Raw genomic sequence first — 16,989 nt, 5'->3', positions numbered from 1 at the left:
TTGCACAAGAAATTGCTTGATTGTGGAACAGGCATCTTGCCTGTTCCAGATTGGCGGCAACAGGCAAGATGCCTGTTGCACAAGAAATTGCTTGATTGTGGAACAGGCATCTTGCCTGTTCCAGATTGGCGGCAACAGGCAAGATGCCTGTTCCACCTTGATTTTGTGGAACAGGCATCTTGCCTGTTCATAATGACCGAGATTTGTACGATCGCACTTCACCCAACACCAATATATAATTGTAAAAATTGCTTAACAAATCTACATTATCCCCACCAGAATCAATCTCATCAATTATTTGGAGTCTCCGCCATGCAGCTAAAACTTACCGATTCAAAACTGCCTTTTGCCCCGCTGTTGCTAATTGCGCCGTTTTTCCTGTGGGGAACCGCGATGGTAGCGATGAAGGGAGTGATGCCGCACACAACACCGCTGTTTGTGGCTGTCGTGCGTTTGATACCTGCGGGTGTGTTGGTGCTGCTGGCGGCGGCGCTGATGGGAAAACCACAGCCCCAGGGTTGGAAAGCTTGGCTGTGGATTTCGCTGTTTGCTTTGGTTGACGCTACTTTGTTTCAAGGCTTTTTAGCCGAAGGTTTGGCGAGAACCGGTGCGGGTTTGGGTTCGGTGATGATTGATTCTCAACCGCTAGCAGTGGCGATTTTGTGTTTGTGGCTGTTTCAAGAAAAAATAGGTTTTTGGGGCTGGTTAGGATTAGTTATTGGCGTTGCGGGCATCAGTTTAATTGGGTTGCCCGATGGCTGGATTGTGGGGCTTTTTCATCCTGAAAACAGGGAGGTTTCTGGGGGTATCGAACAGTTGTTTCAGGGTGGAGAATGGTTGATGCTGTTGGCTGCTTTGTCGATGGCTGTGGGTACGGTTTTGGTGCGCTGGGTTTGCCGTTATGTTGATCCGGTGGTGGCGACTGGTTGGCACATGATTTTGGGCGGTTTGCCGCTGTTGGCAATGTCGGCGGCAACTGAGTCTGATCAGTTTGTGAATATCGATTTTTCGGGCTGGATGGCGTTAGGTTATTCTACTGTGTTCGGAAGTGCGATCGCCTACGGTTTATTCTTTTATTTTGCTTCGAGTGGCAGTCTAACAAGTTTAAGTTCTCTTACCTTTCTTACGCCTGTTTTTGCTTTGCTGTTCGGCAATTTGTTCTTGGGCGAAGTGCTCAATCCGCTGCAATCGATGGGGGTTGGGCTGACTTTGGTGAGTATTTATTTGATTAATCAGCGGGATACTTTGGGTGAGAAATTGAACAAAATGCGGCACGGTGAAGCGAGTGCAGAAGTTGAAGCAACAGGATTGTTAGAGTCGTCTGAGTTGAATTCTGTAGAATTACCCGTGCAGTTGCGGGTTAGCGAATTGGAATCAGAAGTTTAGCGCTTTGAGAAATTTAGGGAGAATCAGTTAATTCTTGAATTAACTGATTTGGAGTTAAAATCCTAGGAGTGTTAACCGGAAAATCTCGCGGGTTGCGGGTGACAATGGCATCAATTAGATTGATTACAGCAGTGCTGTACTGAATCGCATCTTCAAAATCCTTGAAGTTGCAAGTTAATGCCATTGAAATAACAGAGTTATCTACTGTTGCTACTTGACAAAATGTGGCTAGCTGCCGCAAAAAATCCAGCGTCCAATCGCGGCCTCTGTCTCTGCGGATAATATAGTAAAGATCGCTAAAAGTTGAGGCTGAAACATAGCCTTGAATTTGTGCTTCTTCAACAAAAGTTAAAATGCGATCGCTCTCAGCAAAGAAAGGTTCTCGTTCGAGCGCAACATCTACTATTATATTGGTGTCTATCAGGATTTTCACAAGTTATGTTTTTCCTTTAAATATTCCCATTTTGCTTGTTTGTCTGGATCGTCAAAATCCAGCGGTTCCGGTACAGCATCTCGATCGAATAAACCTTGAAATGCCTTCACGTTAGTTTTAAACTTTTTTTGAGGTGCTTCAGGCGCGATCGCATTTTCTGACGCGCTGGCTTGTTTAACCGTATCAGGTAGCTGCAAGACGATGATTTCTACATCTCCCGGCGGCATATTCACGGGTTCAACAACTACCAAGTTGCCAGTTGCATCGATTTTACCTCTAAGTTTGTATGCTTGCATGGTAATCTCCGATAACTATGTTTCTATTATATGACATAATAACTTGCTTCCTTACCAATCCTCTTCATCACCACTCTTAATGCCTCTGCTTTGAATCTCTTCTATAAAAGTTTTTAAACTGGGATTTTCTGCGTAATGCTTCATCAAAACTTTATGCTTGCGATATTGTTCTGAAATTACTCGATAATATTTAGGATTTTTAGCATCGATCCTAAACTTGTGTTTTTTCTCAACTTGCAGATTTAAAGTATCGAGACAGTTTTTAACTTTAGATTTTTTCTTGTTGTCGGTATAATAGAGTGGAAGCAACCAACACTCTATAGAATGTACAGAGATTGCAAATATAATTTTTTGTTGATATTTGCTGTAAAAGTCATCGCCACTTGCACCTCTAAACTTTTCAATAACTTTTTCAATTAACTGCTGAGGAGTAAATTCACCGTTTTCATCTTGTTTGGGGATATTATAATCTTCTGAAACATCCGTATCTATTTGGATAATGATATAGTCAATAAATTGCAATGCTTCTTGAAAATCTCTTGACTTACAATAATCAAAAACTAGAGTCCAGCCGCCGTATGTGGATTTATTCTCATTGTCTTTATCTCTTTCTGGTTGAAGTTGTCTAATATCTAAATCAGGACTATTGAAATATCCAGCTAAAATATTCTCAATCACAATCTGGTCAGTAAGTCCCTCTGTAACCAATCCAAAACTAATCATATTAAAAATTCTTAGGAAGTCCGCCGATATAGCCTCTCAAAAATGCCTCTGATAATTTCACAGGTTCTTGTCCCTCCAAAGGTTTAGGTTTGAGAATGCGTCTAGCTTTAGTATAACCTAATTGATTGCGGGAAATCACAAGCAGTCGCTGTTCGTCATCATCTAAATCCAAACCGTCCAGAATTGCCGGGTTGTGAGTTGTAAAAATGACTTGTTTGTCATGTTTTTTTGCTAATTCGACTAATTCTTGCATTAATCGGCGGCACAATCTGGGGTTGAGAGAAGCATCAATGTTATCTATTGCAAAAAATTTAGGTGTGAGATCGCTAATAAATAAAGCGAAGTAAAAAAGCAAGAATAAAAAGCCTTCATTAGAACTTTTTTGATCGAAGTAAGCTAAATCTGGATCTAAGTATCTATCTTTAATTTGGAGAGAGTTTTGAATACTTGATAAATTTGGAGAAGCTTCAAAATCTTGAAACCAATCTATCAATTGCAGTTTTTTCTTGATTTCATTAAGCTGCTCCTGGTTATCGGAATTCACAAATTTTAATAGTTTAAACAAGCCTTCTCCCTTAATACCTAATGGTTGAATTTGCCCTTCTTTTTCAAAAGTACGTAAGGCGATATTTTCAGGAGAGTAAATGATAAATTGCTGTATTTTAAGTGTTTTGATATTTGTTTGGCGACTAGATTGATATTGTTCATTTCGGCTGTCTAAAAAACTATTATATTCCCAAGCAGGAAGCTGCCTATATGCTTTTTCTAAATTCCGTTCGTATTCTGAAACCCCATAGTAAAAATGATTTTTCCATCGAGCATAGGGTGTATTATCGTTATTTAAAATAAAGCTTATTTTTATTGTGTCATTATTTCCTCTAATTTCAATGCTGATATCTTTATCTAAATTTTCCTTTTCAAAAGCCGATCGCATAAATTGAGGTTCTGTAACTCGGATGCCCCTAGAAGCTAAAAACTCGTTATCCAGCTTGTCATCAGCCGCCGCAGAAGCAAGGGCGATCGCCTCTAGGATATTACTCTTTCCGCAGCCATTTTCACCGATCAATACAGTTACTCGTCCTAATTCTAGCTTCAGCTTTTGAATGGACTTATAATTTTCGATTCTGACTTCTCCAATCATAATTCAATCCCATATAATCTTAATGTACTCATTGTATCTCCGATCGCATGAATCTCAAAGAACGCTTGCACAGCCATCTGATTCAAATTGTACGCGATCGCAACCCATACCTCGCATCCGAAGGGCATTTTTATGTCCAGCAATACATCCGCGAACAGTTGGCACAGTGGGGAAGTGTAGAAATTGACGATTTTTCGGTGCGCGGGCGAATTCATCACAATTTGATTTTGGATTTACCCCCCCTCAGTCCCCCCCTTGCTAAGGGGGGGAAGCAAGAAAAGAAGCAAGAAAAGCCGATCGTAATTGGTGCTCATTACGATACTGTACCCGGATCGCCTGGGGCCGATGATAATGCTACTGGTGTTGCTGTTTTGCTGGAACTCGCAAGGGATATCGCATCTGGGCCGCTCAAATATCCAGTGCAATTAGTCGCCTTTGATATGGAAGAATACGGTTATTTGGGAAGCAGTCATCATGCAGCTAAATATAAGCAACAGCAAAAGTCAATCCGGTTAATGATTTCTTTGGAAATGGTGGGTTATTGCAACCATAATCCTAATTCTCAAAGCTATCCCGCTGGATTGAAATATTTTTATCCAAAGAGTGGCAATTTTATTGCTTTAATTGGCACTTTGCGGACGGTTCCCGATTTGATTAATTTGAGTGGCAAAATTCGCAAATCTGGTCAGCCCTGCGAGTGGCTACCTGTGCCGAATCGAGGTTTAATTGTGCCGGATACTCGCCGCAGCGATCATGTTCCTTTTTGGGATAATGGTTATCCGGCTATTATGGTGACTGATACTGCTAATATGCGAAACCCGCATTATCATCGAGAAAGCGATAGGATTGAGACTTTGGATTTGGATTTTCTGGCGGGTGTTTGTCAGGGGTTAGTCAAGGGCATCCGACATCTATAATTAACACGATCCAGCGCCTGCTAGTTTGATTGACCAGAAATTATGACTTTTATGACCCGAAGTTATGAGTTTTATGAATTGACTCGAACAGAAGTTTGTTGAATACTTGTAAATTAATCAAGCAAAAATTTCAAAAAAAAGAGATATGAATCCTACTTCTCCCGATCGCACTCGCTGGCAATTTTGGATCGATCGCGGCGGTACTTTTACCGATATTGTCGCCAACAGCCCCGACGGTAAGTTAGTCATTCACAAGCTGCTGTCGGAAAACCCCGATCGCTACACAGACGCAGCAGTTCAAGGAATTCGCGACATTTTGGGAATTGGCGCAGATGTTCCCATACCCGCTGCACAAATTGAAGCGATTAAAATGGGGACGACGGTGGCGACAAATGCTTTATTGGAACGAAAGGGCGATCGCACAATTCTGTTAATTACTAAAGGTTTCCGCGATGCGCTGAGAATTGGCTATCAAAACCGCCCCAATATTTTCGCGCGTCACATTGTTTTGCCGGAGATGCTGTACGATCGAGTTATTGAAGTTGCAGAACGCTACAGTGCTCAAGGTGAGGAGTTAACTGCTGTCAATCCCGAATTTATCCCGTCTTTGCAGCAAGCATACGATGAGGGAATTCGCAGTTGTGCGATCGTATTCATGCACGGCTACCGCTACTCGGAACACGAAAAACAAGTTGCTAAAATAGCGAAAGAAATTGGCTTTACTCAAATTTCAGTATCTCACGAAGTTAGCCCGCTGATGAAACTGGTTTCGCGGGGAGATACTGCGGTTGTCGATGCTTATTTATCTCCGATTTTACGGCGTTATGTCGAACAAGTAACCAGTCAATTATCTCCCGTAGGGGCGGTGCCCCCGTGCCCGCCCTCCCCGTGCCCGCCCGCTTCGCGCCTACCAAAATTAATGTTTATGCAATCGAATGGCGGCTTAGTGGACGCGGCACAATTTCAAGGAAAAAACAGTATTTTATCCGGGCCTGCTGGGGGAATTGTCGGTGCGGTTCAAACGAGCAAAAAGGCAGGTTTTGATAAAATTATTACCTTTGATATGGGCGGAACTTCGACAGATGTTGCCCATTTTAACGGCGAATACGAACGCGAATTTGAGACGGAAATTGCTGGGGTGAGATTGCGATCGCCCGTGATGGCAATTCACACTGTAGCAGCCGGCGGCGGTTCAATTGTGTTTTTTGACGGGGCTCGCTACCGCGTCGGGCCGGAGTCTGCAGGGGCCAATCCTGGGCCTGCTTGCTATCGCAAAGGCGGCCCCTTGACGGTGACTGATTGCAATGTAATGTTGGGGAAAATTCAACCGGATTTTTTCCCGAAAGTATTTGGATTGAATGGAGATTTGCCGATCGCCCCTGACGTAGTAAAGCAAAAATTTGGGCAACTAGCGGGGGAAATTGGGGGCGAGAGGACGGCGGAACAGGTGGCGGAGGGTTTTTTGGCGATCGCGGTGGAAAAGATGGCAAATGCTGTCAAAAAAATCTCGCTTCAGCGCGGTTACGATGTTTCGGAGTATACATTGTGCTGTTTCGGCGGTGCGGGCGGCCAACACGCTTGTGCGATCGCCGATGCTTTGGGGATGAAACGGGTATTTATTCACCCTTATGCGGGTGTGTTGTCGGCTTACGGTATGGGTTTGGCTGATGTGCGGGCTATTCGCGAAAGGGCGATCGAGCAACAATTAAATGCAGAATTATTTCCTGAGTTGCATCATATTTTAACGGAATTGGAGGCTGAGGGAAAGAGGGAATTGAACCGCAGAGGCGCAGAGAACACAGAGAATGAGTCAGAGGTTTTAGTTGTTAGCAAGTTGCGCTTAAAATATCAGGGAAGTGACTCGGTTTTGGCGGTCATTTTTGCTGACAATCTTGAGGCGATGCAGGCTGAATTTGAAGCAGCCCACCGACAGCGTTACAGTTTTATTATGCCAGAAAAACCGCTGATTGTGGAAGCGGTTTCGGTGGAAGTTGTAGAAAGAATGGATGTGCCGGAAGCATCCACAATTTCCCCCTCTTCTGGCACGGGCATCTTGCCTGTGCAACCAATTTCAACCGTGCAAATGTATGTTGCTGGCGGGTGGCGGGAAACGCCTGTTTATCAGAGAGACGATTTGCGATCGGGCGACTGCATAGAAGGCCCTGCGATGATTGTTGAAGCTACGGGAACTAATATCATAGAACCGGGCTGGGAAGGGGAAATCACCGAAAATAATGATTTAATTTTGAACCGCAGATGCACGCAGATGGACGCAGATAATATCGGCGTTCATTCGCGTTTATCTGCGGTTAAATCCGATCCAGTTTTGCTCGAAATTTTTAATAATTTGTTTCGGGCGATCGCCGAACAAATGGGCGTCACATTACAAAACACAAGTTCCTCAGTCAACATCAAAGAACGTCTCGACTTTTCCTGTGCAATTTTCGACAAAAACGGGCAATTAGTTGCCAACGCGCCGCACATTCCCGTACATCTGGGTTCGATGAGCGAAAGCGTTGAAGCTTTAATTTTAGCACAAGGCAATGCGATTCAACCGGGCGATGTTTATGTTTCTAACAATCCCTACAACGGCGGCACGCATTTACCCGATATCACCGTTATTACTCCAGTATTCGATCGTGATTCCTCCCTTCCTTTGTTTTATGTGGCCTCACGGGGACACCACGCCGACATCGGCGGCATTACTCCCGGTTCCATGCCTCCTAACAGTACAACAGTAACGGAAGAAGGCGTATTACTTGACAATTTCCTGTTAGTAAGCGAGGGCAATTTTCGAGAAGAAGAATTACTAGAAATTCTGACATCGGGGAATTTTCCTGTTCGCAATTCCCCTCAAAACATAGCCGATTTGCAAGCGCAAATTGCTGCTAACAAGCGCGGCGCCGAAGAGCTGCTCAAGATGGTAGAACATTATGGATTAGAGACTGTGCAAGCTTATATGGGCTTCGTACAAGACAATGCGGAAGAGTCGGTACGCAGGGTAATTGATGTTTTGCAAGATGGCGACTTTACTTATCCGATGGATAGCGGGGGACAAATTAAGGTAGCGATTACAATTGACAAATCTGCGCGCAGTGCAAAAATAGATTTTACGGGCACTTCAGGTCAACAAACCAACAATTTTAATGCTCCGGCTGCGGTGTGCAAAGCGGCTGTTTTGTATGTTTTCCGCACGTTGGTAGATGACGATATTCCTCTAAATGCGGGTTGTTTGAAACCTCTCGAAATCATCAATCCCGAAGGCTGTATGCTGAATCCTCGCTATCCAGCGGCGGTAGTTGCCGGAAATGTGGAAACATCGCAGAATATTACCGATGCTTTGTATTGTGCTTTGGGAGTGATGGCGGCTTCTCAGGGAACTATGAATAATTTTACCTTTGGAAATCAGCGCTATCAATATTATGAAACTATTTGCGGCGGTTCGGGTGCTGGTGCAGATTTTGACGGTACTGATGCGGTACAAACTCACATGACTAATTCACGTTTAACTGACCCAGAAGTATTAGAATGGCGCTTCCCGGTGTTGTTGGAAAGTTTTGCAATTCGGGCTAATAGTGGGGGGAATGGATCTCATCACGGGGGGAATGGAGTTGTGCGGCGAGTGCGGTTTCGGGAGGCGATGACGGCGGGAATTTTATCGGGGAGGCGGGTAATTTCTCCTTGCGGTTTGAATGGGGGTGAAGCGGGGAAAGTTGGACGGAATTATGTTGAAACGGTTGACGGAAAAGTTGAGAATTTGGGGAGTACGGCGAGTGTGGAAATGCAGCCAGGGGATGTGTTTGTAATTGAAACACCCGGGGGCGGAGGTTATGGTACTATTGTGTAGCAACAGTAAAATTAACTAGAGTATAGAGGTGACTGTGATGGCTGACAGTTCTTTCTTTGAGGAGTCCAGAGATAATTCTTTAGTAAAATCAGAAATAGTTGCTAAATACTTTTGGGCCTGGGCCAATGTCATTATAGGCACAGCCCAGAGACGGAATAGCAACATTGCCTATATTGATTTGTTCTCTGGGCCTGGCCGTTATAAAGACGGTTCTAAGTCTACTCCATTACTTATCTTGGAACGTGCTATTGCTGATCCAAAGATGTCACAAATGCTAGTAACCTTGTTTAATGATAAGGACTCAAATAATACTCAGTCTCTCCAGCAGGCTATAAACTCAATTCCAGATATAGGAAGATTAAAGCATACACCAATAGTTTTGAACAAGGAGGTTGGAGAAGAAATTGTCGAAGCAATTCAAAAAATTAATTATGTTCCTACACTATTCTTTATCGACCCTTGGGGTTATAAAGGCTTGTCTCTTGGGCTAATTGGAGCGGTTATTAAAGATTGGGGCTGCGATTGTATATTTTTCTTTAATTACAATAGAGTAAATATGGGATTGCCTAACGTTTCAGTAGATAAACACATGAACTCTCTATTTGGTCAAGAGCGAGCTAATGCGCTTCGGGAACAACTAAAATTGAAGCAACCGTATGAGCGAGAGTTAGTTATTGTAGAGGAGATTTCCCAGGCTCTAAAAGAAATAGGTGGGAATTACGTTCTTCCATTTTGTTTTAAAACAGCTAGAGGAACCAGAACTAGCCACCATCTAATTTTTGTGTCTAAGCATGAGCGTGGTTACTCAATTATGAAAGACATTATGGCAAAGGAAAGCTCTAGTACAGAGCAAGGTGTACCATTGTTTGAGTATAATCCAGCCACACAATATCAACCTTTACTTTTCGAGCTATCACGACCACTGGACGAGTTGGAAAATATGCTGTTGAATGAATTTTCTGGTCAAACACTGACGATGGAAGCAATTTATAATCAGCATCATGTTGGCAAGCGTTACATTAGCAAAAATTACAAGGAAGCTCTGGGAAAACTAGAACAACAAGGTAAAATCCTAGTAGATCCACCTGCCAGTAAACGAAGAAAGAAAAAAGGAGAAATTACATTTGCAGATCATGTGAAAGTTACCTTTTCACCAAAGTAGGTATTACTACTTTATTTGACTTGCGACTCACACTCAAAGTGTAAGCATTCCATTGCTTTTGGTGCTGTCCCCATGCTTCTGGCATCTCATCCCAGATTTTTTCATCCAGAAGTCGCCCACCAGCTTTAGGTGTTCTACCTCCCCATTGCTTGAAGAAAAACGCTACTTCAGCCTCCTCACACTGCTGTTGAATACTCTCAACCCATTCTGCTTGCATGGGACGGTTTTTTTGTCCAGATTCTCCCCCAACTATTACCCAATGAATGCCTTTTAAATCAATATCCAAAGCACCTAAAAGCGGTTCGCACGAGAGAAATCTGACCTTGGCAGGTACTTTTCGCAAACAATCAATCCTGTCAACGTACTTGTGATTTTCAACAGAAACTCCCATCCAAATGTTGTCATGCCAGTCTAATTTATCTGCTAGTTCGCGAAGGCGTTCGTGTCTTTTGGTCAGAATTTGATATACGTGCCAAGGAGTTTCTCGAATCACTTCAAAAACTTCTTGAAGGAATGAAAAAGGAACTTCTTCGTGAAATAAATCGCTCATCGAATTCACGAAAATGCGGCTCGGTTTTCGCCAGCGTTTGGGTTCTTGCAGCCGCTCGCGATGCAGTGTTAAATCAAAACCGTTAGGAAAATTAGTATGAAATCGTTTTGTTAATGCTTCAGCATAACAATGCGTACAACCGGGACTGACTTTATCGCAGCCAGTTGTTGGATTCCACGTTCTGTCGGTCCATTCGATACCAGTATTAATGCTAGACATACAAGGGTTTTACCATTTAAATAACATTTGTAGGTGACGGTGAACCAATAATATTCGATGTACTAATTGAGGTTTATTCACCGTCACCTACAACTTAATTATATAATTAATTTGACTTTATTATCAACATATTTTTTAAGCACTTGCATCAAATGTATATCGTGTTGTAGAATCGGGCTGCACCAGCATTTATTCCCAAAACCGTTACAGAACAATTGTGCAAACACCTAATTTTTCCGAATTCAACCATCCTGTGGTCAAATCCCTGTTTCACCACAGCGATCAGGAATTATTGACCCTGTTTCAAAACCATCCCGATCAAGGTAGGTTCTTCACGGCGATTTTTTGCCGCTACGCTCAAATTGTCCACTCCCTGATTCGCCATTCGGTGCGATCGCCCGTACAAGGAGATTACCTATTTGCCCACACTTGGCTGCACATCTATCACGAACTCCGAGGCCTGGATTTGCGCCGCGAAACCCAAGAGTCTGATGGCGGAAATCTCAGTCTCCAAAACTGGCTGATTAATGTCACCGCAGTCTGCATAAATCAAGCTGAATTGCCCCCTGTTGAGTCGATTCACTACTCTTTGCAATCGGCGCCGCCTCCCCTGTGGTGTTACGTCAAACAAGCCTTAGAATTGTTAGCGCCCCTGCCGCGTTTAGTCGTGTTGATGGCTCAGACTTTCCGCTGGAGCGAAACTCGAATTGCAGCTTATTTGCAAGCAGAAGGCGAAGCTATTTCGCCCGCTCAGGTAAAGGCTTTGCTGCAAAAAGGATATCAAACTTTAGAATCAAATTTGCCCGAGGATATTCGGGCTATTTATCTAGAGGAAAATCTCGATTATCAAGAAGCACTTGTCTAGATATACACGATATAAATCCGCCCTTTCTAGTTGGATGGGCGGGTTTTACCCGAAATATTTGCTAGGACTAACAGCATCGTAAACCCGCCCTTTCGCGAGGAATAAGGAAAAAATGGCAGTTTATCAAGTTCGGTTGGTGAATGAGGCGATCGCGCTCGATCGCACGATCGCAGTACCAGACGACCAGTATATCTTAGATATGGCAGAAGATGCCGGCATCCGCTTGCCGAATGGATGCAAGCAAGGAGAGTGTTCTGCTTGCGTTGTCAAACTGCTGAGCGGCGAAATCGACCAAAGCGAACAAAAGTTTTTGAAGCCGTCAGAATTGCAAGCTGGCTATGCTGTTACTTGTGTGGCTTACCCGCTTTCTGACTGCACTTTGTTAACTCATCAAGAACAAGTTTTATATCAAGCCGCTCTTTATTTTAAGTAATAGGAAATCATTTTTTTACCATCTTTTCTTCTAGCCTCACTTGGCGCGGTATTTCTTTGTAGAAGAGCGAATTATATTCGCCCGTCATATTATGTCCGGTCGATTACCCCTAATAAGGTAGGGGCGGGTTAACAAAAAATATCTGCTCATAATTGACAATCTCAAAAACCCGCCCTTTTAATCGCGGTCACTCGATCGGACACGATCTCAAATCGTTATCAAAGCAGATTTCGTGTCATGTAAGGTGCGTGACTTTCCAGCATCTCGCTGTTAATTGAGGAACTAGAAAGCCAGGCACCCTAACGAGTATAGATAAACCCGCCCTTATTAATTCAGCAATTGTAGAATCCGCTGAAGCGGAATTTCCGCGAAATCTAAGCGGTAATTGAGTTCGTAGGCTAGCTCAGCAACCGCTTTTTCCAAAATGTAAGCATCCAGCAAAACTTGTAGTTCCGGTATAGATTTGGGCAAGAAACTTGCATCGGCTGCAGTCGCCAAATAACTCTTGACAAAAGTTAGGCTGACCCAGCGGTGCCAAACGTTCGCCCACTGCTGCATCTCCGGGAGATTTTCAGGGCGAATCATGCCACTTTCTACTTCATTGCGGAGTGCCAAAGTAACAGCGTAACTTATAGATTGCAGCATTCCCGCAACATCTCGCAGGGGCGACCTCTTCATCCGCCGCTCGCTTAAGGGTCGATCGCGTTCTCCTCCGAAATCAATAATTACGAAGTCTTTGCCTGTATAAAGAACTTGCCCGAAATGAAAGTCCCCGTGACAGCGAATTCTATCGGCGGTGATTCTCAAGTTCAAAATAGACTTGAAACGTTCCATGATCAACTCTTCGCGGTTGAGGAGCTTTTGCGCCGATTTTTGTATTTCTGGTGGCAGTTTAGACAGCCGTTTTTTCAGATCCAGCAAAGTTCTTCCCGCCAGATTTCTCATGTGTTGATAGATGGAACGCTGGTAAAAGGAGGTGAAGTTTTCTGGGGCAAAAGCGGGATTTTCTGTGTCAGAAGCTAAAGCCAGGTGAAGTTCGGCTGTCCGTTGACCTAAAAGTTCGGCTGATGCTAAGTAAGAGCCGATGAGTTCGCGAGCTAATTCTGGAATTTCTAGCGATAAATCGGCTACTAGCGAGTTTTGCTGCCGCTGGGTTTGTCCGGTCAAAGCGTTCGGCAAATAATTTTCGGGGGCAGTAGATAAATTATCGCTGGAATGCTTTGCTTCTACTGTCATTACTTGCTCGAAATAGTCGCGCAGTGTGTCTAATGTATAAGACCAAGCATCTACGCTGTCGGGGATTAATTTTTGTAGGATTCCGACTGTAAGGACTTGTTTGGCTGGTGTGTGATATTCCAATGCTCCGGTAATTGGAGCGTAGTGTTGGATCGAGTTGCGCTCTGTTAAAAAGCGTCCGATTTCTAATTCAGGGTTAATACCTTCCTCGACTTTTCGCAATATTTTCAGGACGAAGCGGTCGCCGTAACCTGCAGATGTATTGCTTTGTTCTTTTTTGAACAGGTGAGGTTCGAGCTGCGCTAACTCTTCTTCTGATTTGAATGCACTGTCGGCAATTCCTAGCAGTTGACCTGCAACACCTCTGTAACTGCGAGAATTGGCGATCGCCCCCAGCAGTGCGCTCAGAAAACCTTTCTCCCCAGCAGCATCAAATAGTACCCCGATTTCCTTTTTGGTTTCTGGGAAGTGCAGGCGCGCGATCGCCCGATCGTCCACATCGCCTTTAATCTCTTCCCACCCTAAAGGCAAAACGTAAGTTTCCGGCATACCTTCAGTATAATTCAACTGCAAAAACAGAATGTAAACTTGAGATTCCTCTCCCGCGCTATCTTTACATTCAATCGGTAAAACCTCACTTATTTCTAAAGATTGAATTGTCCGATCTGAACCGCTAAACCAGCGATTCCGCCGCAAGTATCCCGGCAAAAGATTAAGCAGCATATCGCTTAACTGACTTGTAGCAAAAGCAGTTTTCCAATTACCTATCACCGCCAAAGTAGGCAAGTCTGTGGGAACACCGTGCAGCGAAAAATCTTCGTGTTTAACAGTAAGAGTAAACCAGTAAAACGTGTGAGGACTCAAGCACAAAAAGTAAGGCGAATCGCCAACAGCAGGAAACTCCGTGCGGCCGAAAATCTCCACCGGAACAGCACCTTTAAAGGGCGCCAGGTCTAATTCTGCCGTCTGGACGAAGCGCGACAAATTAGCCACTACGAGGATGTGTTCGTCTTGATAAGTGCGTACAAAAGCTAAAACTTTGCGGTTTTCCGGGTACAGAAACTCGCAAGTTCCGCGACCGAATGCTTGGAAACGCTGCCTAATTGCAATCAGGCGTTTCATCCACCACCAAAGAGAACTCGGATTCGCCCGCTGCGCGTCCACGTTAACAGATTCGTAGTGATATTCAGGGTCAACAATGGGCGGTGCGTAAAGTCGCTGCGGGTTAGCGCGACTAAAACCGGCATTGCGATCGCCACTCCACTGCATCGGAGTTCTCACCCCGTTGCGATCGCCCAAATAGATATTGTCTCCCATGCCAATTTCATCGCCGTAGTAAAGCACCGGCGTACCCGGAAGAGACAGCAGCAAAGCATTCATCAACTCAATGCGGCGGCGGTTATTTCCCATCAAAGGAGCCAAGCGGCGGCGGATGCCCAAATTAATTCTCGCCTGAGTGTCTTGAGCGTAAACCCGATACATATAATCTCGGTCTTCATCACTCACCATTTCCAGCGTCAATTCATCATGATTCCGCAAAAATAATGCCCACTGACAATTATTGGGAATATGTGGAGTTTGCTGGAGAATGTCGCTAATTGGGAAGCTATCTTCCATATGCAAAGCCATAAATAAACGCGGCATCAGCGGAAAATGAAAGTTCATGTGACATTCATCCCCATTAGCGTAATATTCAACCGCATCCTCCGGCCACTGATTCGCCTCAGCCAGCAGCATCCGGTTCGGGAATTTCTCATCTACGTGCTGCCGCAATTGCTTCAGGAATTGGTGAGTTTCTGGCAGGTTTTCGCAGTTAGTACCTTCGCGCTCGTACAGGTAAGGCACCGCATCCATCCGCAGTCCGTCTACTCCCAGTGCCAACCAGAAATCTACCACATCTAAGATGGCTTGGCGGACGGCCGGATTGTCGTAATTCAAATCGGGTTGGTGCGAATAAAAACGGTGCCAGTAATAAGCTTTTGCTACCGCATCCCAAGCCCAATTAGATGTTTCAAAATCTTGAAAAATAATCCGAGCATCTTGATATTTTTCCGGCGTGTCGCTCCACACATAAAAATCTCTTTCGTTACTGCCTTTCGGGGCCCTGCGCGCTCGCTGAAACCAAGCGTGCTGATCGGAAGTGTGGTTGACAATCAACTCAATAATGACTCGAATTCCCCGCTGGTGCGCTGCTTCTAAAAGGTCTTTAAAGTCCTCTAATGTGCCGTAAATCGGATTGACCGTAGTATAGTGAGATGTATCGTAGCCGTCGTCTCGGAGCGGCGAGGGAAAAAATGGCAGTACCCAAATGGCTGTGACTCCCAAGTTTTGCAGGTAATCCAGTTTTTCTGTCAGTCCTCTAAAGTCGCCGATCCCGTCTGCATTGCTGTCGGCAAAAGCGCGAACTGGTACTTCGTAAATAATCGCGTCTTTGAACCACAACGGGTCGTTATTTAACATTGAGTTTGGCATGATTTGTAGCGATGATTGGTAATTGGTAATTTTTACTTAAAGTTTGGTAATTGGGATTTCTTAGTTCCAATCCAAACTGATAAATCATAACTTATAATTGGGCCGCTATTCATCATGCCAGCCGCAGACTTTTAATCGTAATTTATGAACGCAAAACTTATAATTTCTTAACTATAGCCCTCCTAAATCATTCATGAGGATTTGTAGGGGTAGTGCTAAGAGTGCCTACCCCAGTATTTAGGGGCAACCACGGGGAGTAGGGGTCGGATTGCCCCTACAAGAATTATGGAAATGATGCGAGGATCGCTATATAAAATCTCAACAATCTGTTTTGCTATTTCGGACACAGTTAACAATCCGGGTACTGTGCTACCTACCGATGCGCGGTGCACACCCTACCAAGTCGTGTCAACTTAAGCCTGAAACCCCTCTGTATCTCTCGCTGGTAGCCCAGTCTAGATCCCCCTCGCATCCCCCTTGATAAGGGGAGTAGGGGTTGACTTTGAGAACACTCTTGTCCCCCCCTCTTATTAAGGCAGGGCGGTTTCATTCTCACCAAAATCAGGCTTTTGTAGGGGCGGTGCCAAGAGTGCCCGCCCCCACCCACAGACGATTTCACAGGCGTTTGGGACATGGGGGCAACCACAGGGGATTGCCCCTACCGAGAATGAAACCGCCCCCCCTCTTATTAAGGGGGAGTAGGGGGCAAGCTAAGGGGCGATCGAGTCCTTGTTGACACTAAGCACACCCTACAGACTCAGGGTTAGGTGCGGTATTTACTACCTGCCGGACGGTTCCCACGACACTACGGTACCTTGACGTGGATTGCTAATTTTCGTTACATTAGTTTACATAAAGCAACAAAAGTTAAGGAAAAAGTAAAAATGACTATTGTAATCGCTCTTTTAATCGTCGGTTGGGTAGCAGCCTCAGTAATTGGCACTCAAGCATATTTCCTGGGCGAACAGTCAAAGCCTATCCACGAGCGGAATTGGAACGATGAATCTTTTGAAAAATTGGCTGTAGCAATCACAGCAACAGAGATGGATTACAGCGTTCGCGTTCCCGCCTACAGCATGGATGCTTACGGCAGCCGCACCATCTCGAATTCTTGATATCAAGTAACAGGTTTCACTATTTTCAATAACAGGCAGGATGCCTGTTGCTAATTTTCAATAACAGGCAGGATGCCTGTTCCACAAGAGAATTGATTGTGTGTGGAACAGGCATCTTGCCTGTTGCTAATTTTCAATAACAGGCAGGATGCCTGTTCCACAAGAGAATTGATTGTGTGTGGAACAGGCATCTT

The 16,989-nt window shown here is 44.5% G+C and carries 13 protein-coding genes; 7 read left to right on the top strand and 6 right to left on the bottom strand.

Features of this window, described 5'->3' with window-relative positions; translation table 11 throughout:
* Window positions 1-312: 312 nt before the first annotated feature.
* Window positions 313-1,386, top strand: a complete 1,074-nt coding sequence (locus QUB20_RS22195; protein ID WP_333249532.1) for a DMT family transporter — start codon at window positions 313-315, stop codon at window positions 1,384-1,386.
* 13 nt (window positions 1,387-1,399) lie between these two features.
* Here the strand turns inward: QUB20_RS22195 and QUB20_RS22190 are convergent, their stop codons facing one another.
* The 4 genes from QUB20_RS22190 to QUB20_RS22175 are packed head-to-tail and all read right to left on the bottom strand — an operon-like array spanning window position 1,400 to window position 3,979.
* The gene (locus QUB20_RS22190) at window positions 1,400-1,819 is read right to left on the bottom strand and encodes a PIN domain-containing protein (RefSeq protein ID WP_333249530.1); all 420 of its coding nucleotides are present in this window, start codon (window positions 1,817-1,819) and stop codon (window positions 1,400-1,402) included.
* Complete coding sequence (locus QUB20_RS22185) at window positions 1,816-2,115, bottom strand: hypothetical protein (RefSeq protein WP_333033220.1); 300 nt, start codon at window positions 2,113-2,115, stop codon at window positions 1,816-1,818. The genes QUB20_RS22190 and QUB20_RS22185 overlap by 4 nt, the downstream gene beginning before the upstream one ends.
* Window positions 2,116-2,166: 51 nt before the next feature.
* Window positions 2,167-2,838 (bottom strand): phage tail protein, encoded by a 672-nt coding sequence (locus QUB20_RS22180; protein ID WP_333249528.1) that lies wholly within the window; start codon window positions 2,836-2,838, stop codon window positions 2,167-2,169.
* A gap of 1 nt (window position 2,839) precedes the next feature.
* Window positions 2,840-3,979: an AAA family ATPase gene (locus QUB20_RS22175; protein WP_333249526.1), complete on the bottom strand. Its 1,140-nt coding sequence runs from the start codon at window positions 3,977-3,979 to the stop codon at window positions 2,840-2,842.
* A 47-nt stretch (window positions 3,980-4,026) separates the two neighbouring features.
* Here QUB20_RS22175 and QUB20_RS22170 point away from each other — a divergent pair, with 47 nt between their 5' ends.
* From QUB20_RS22170 to QUB20_RS22160, 3 genes are all read left to right on the top strand, one after another.
* On the top strand, window positions 4,027-4,896 hold the full coding sequence (locus QUB20_RS22170) for a M28 family peptidase (RefSeq protein WP_333249524.1): 870 nt from the start codon (window positions 4,027-4,029) through the stop codon (window positions 4,894-4,896).
* Between the two features lie 145 nt (window positions 4,897-5,041).
* The gene (locus tag QUB20_RS22165; RefSeq protein WP_333249521.1) at window positions 5,042-8,743 is read left to right on the top strand and encodes a hydantoinase B/oxoprolinase family protein; all 3,702 of its coding nucleotides are present in this window, start codon (window positions 5,042-5,044) and stop codon (window positions 8,741-8,743) included.
* 37 nt (window positions 8,744-8,780) lie between these two features.
* Window positions 8,781-9,905 carry a three-Cys-motif partner protein TcmP gene (locus QUB20_RS22160; protein WP_333249519.1) on the top strand — a complete coding sequence of 375 codons (1,125 nt, stop codon included), beginning with the start codon at window positions 8,781-8,783 and terminating at the stop codon, window positions 9,903-9,905.
* On the opposite strand, the gene QUB20_RS22155 is transcribed toward QUB20_RS22160, so the two are convergent.
* On the bottom strand, window positions 9,886-10,674 hold the full coding sequence (locus QUB20_RS22155) for a phage Gp37/Gp68 family protein (RefSeq protein WP_333249517.1): 789 nt from the start codon (window positions 10,672-10,674) through the stop codon (window positions 9,886-9,888). The genes QUB20_RS22160 and QUB20_RS22155 overlap by 20 nt on opposite strands.
* Window positions 10,675-10,891: 217 nt before the next feature.
* Here QUB20_RS22155 and QUB20_RS22150 point away from each other — a divergent pair, with 217 nt between their 5' ends.
* Both QUB20_RS22150 and QUB20_RS22145 read left to right on the top strand, forming a co-directional pair.
* Window positions 10,892-11,539, top strand: coding sequence for a sigma-70 family RNA polymerase sigma factor (locus QUB20_RS22150; protein WP_333249515.1), 648 nt, complete (start codon window positions 10,892-10,894; stop codon window positions 11,537-11,539).
* A gap of 112 nt (window positions 11,540-11,651) precedes the next feature.
* Entirely contained in the window at window positions 11,652-11,972 is a 321-nt protein-coding gene (locus QUB20_RS22145) for a 2Fe-2S iron-sulfur cluster-binding protein (RefSeq protein WP_333241388.1), read from the top strand.
* Window positions 11,973-12,299: 327 nt separating this feature from the next.
* Here QUB20_RS22145 and treS read toward each other — a convergent pair whose 3' ends face one another.
* Window positions 12,300-15,680 carry a maltose alpha-D-glucosyltransferase gene (gene treS / locus QUB20_RS22140; RefSeq protein ID WP_333291652.1) on the bottom strand — a complete coding sequence of 1,127 codons (3,381 nt, stop codon included), beginning with the start codon at window positions 15,678-15,680 and terminating at the stop codon, window positions 12,300-12,302.
* An 884-nt stretch (window positions 15,681-16,564) separates the two neighbouring features.
* Between treS and QUB20_RS22135 the strand changes: the two genes are divergently transcribed.
* Window positions 16,565-16,795: a photosystem II protein, Psb35-related gene (locus QUB20_RS22135; RefSeq protein WP_333052866.1), complete on the top strand. Its 231-nt coding sequence runs from the start codon at window positions 16,565-16,567 to the stop codon at window positions 16,793-16,795.
* The last annotated feature ends 194 nt before the right edge of the window (window positions 16,796-16,989 follow it).

It is taken from the genome of Microcoleus sp. B4-C2, assembly GCF_036705265.1.
Taxonomy (GTDB): domain Bacteria; phylum Cyanobacteriota; class Cyanobacteriia; order Cyanobacteriales; family Microcoleaceae; genus Microcoleus.
Note: the sequence above shows the minus strand (reverse complement) of the source record. Positions and strands in the feature narration are given on the sequence as shown.

What these genes read in the sequence shown, in the direction of transcription:
- QUB20_RS22145 (WP_333241388.1), top strand. Translation starts at nt 11,652, where the DNA reads ATGGCAGTTTATCAAGTTCGGTTGGTGAATGAGGCGATCGCGCTCGAT.
- QUB20_RS22155 (WP_333249517.1), bottom strand. Translation starts at nt 10,674, where the DNA reads ATGTCTAGCATTAATACTGGTATCGAATGGACCGACAGAACGTGGAAT.
- QUB20_RS22180 (WP_333249528.1), bottom strand. Translation starts at nt 2,838, where the DNA reads ATGATTAGTTTTGGATTGGTTACAGAGGGACTTACTGACCAGATTGTG.
- QUB20_RS22195 (WP_333249532.1), top strand. Translation starts at nt 313, where the DNA reads ATGCAGCTAAAACTTACCGATTCAAAACTGCCTTTTGCCCCGCTGTTG.
- treS (WP_333291652.1), bottom strand. Translation starts at nt 15,680, where the DNA reads ATGCCAAACTCAATGTTAAATAACGACCCGTTGTGGTTCAAAGACGCG.
- QUB20_RS22170 (WP_333249524.1), top strand. Translation starts at nt 4,027, where the DNA reads ATGAATCTCAAAGAACGCTTGCACAGCCATCTGATTCAAATTGTACGC.
- QUB20_RS22160 (WP_333249519.1), top strand. Translation starts at nt 8,781, where the DNA reads ATGGCTGACAGTTCTTTCTTTGAGGAGTCCAGAGATAATTCTTTAGTA.
- QUB20_RS22135 (WP_333052866.1), top strand. Translation starts at nt 16,565, where the DNA reads ATGACTATTGTAATCGCTCTTTTAATCGTCGGTTGGGTAGCAGCCTCA.
- QUB20_RS22185 (WP_333033220.1), bottom strand. Translation starts at nt 2,115, where the DNA reads ATGCAAGCATACAAACTTAGAGGTAAAATCGATGCAACTGGCAACTTG.
- QUB20_RS22175 (WP_333249526.1), bottom strand. Translation starts at nt 3,979, where the DNA reads ATGATTGGAGAAGTCAGAATCGAAAATTATAAGTCCATTCAAAAGCTG.
- QUB20_RS22165 (WP_333249521.1), top strand. Translation starts at nt 5,042, where the DNA reads ATGAATCCTACTTCTCCCGATCGCACTCGCTGGCAATTTTGGATCGAT.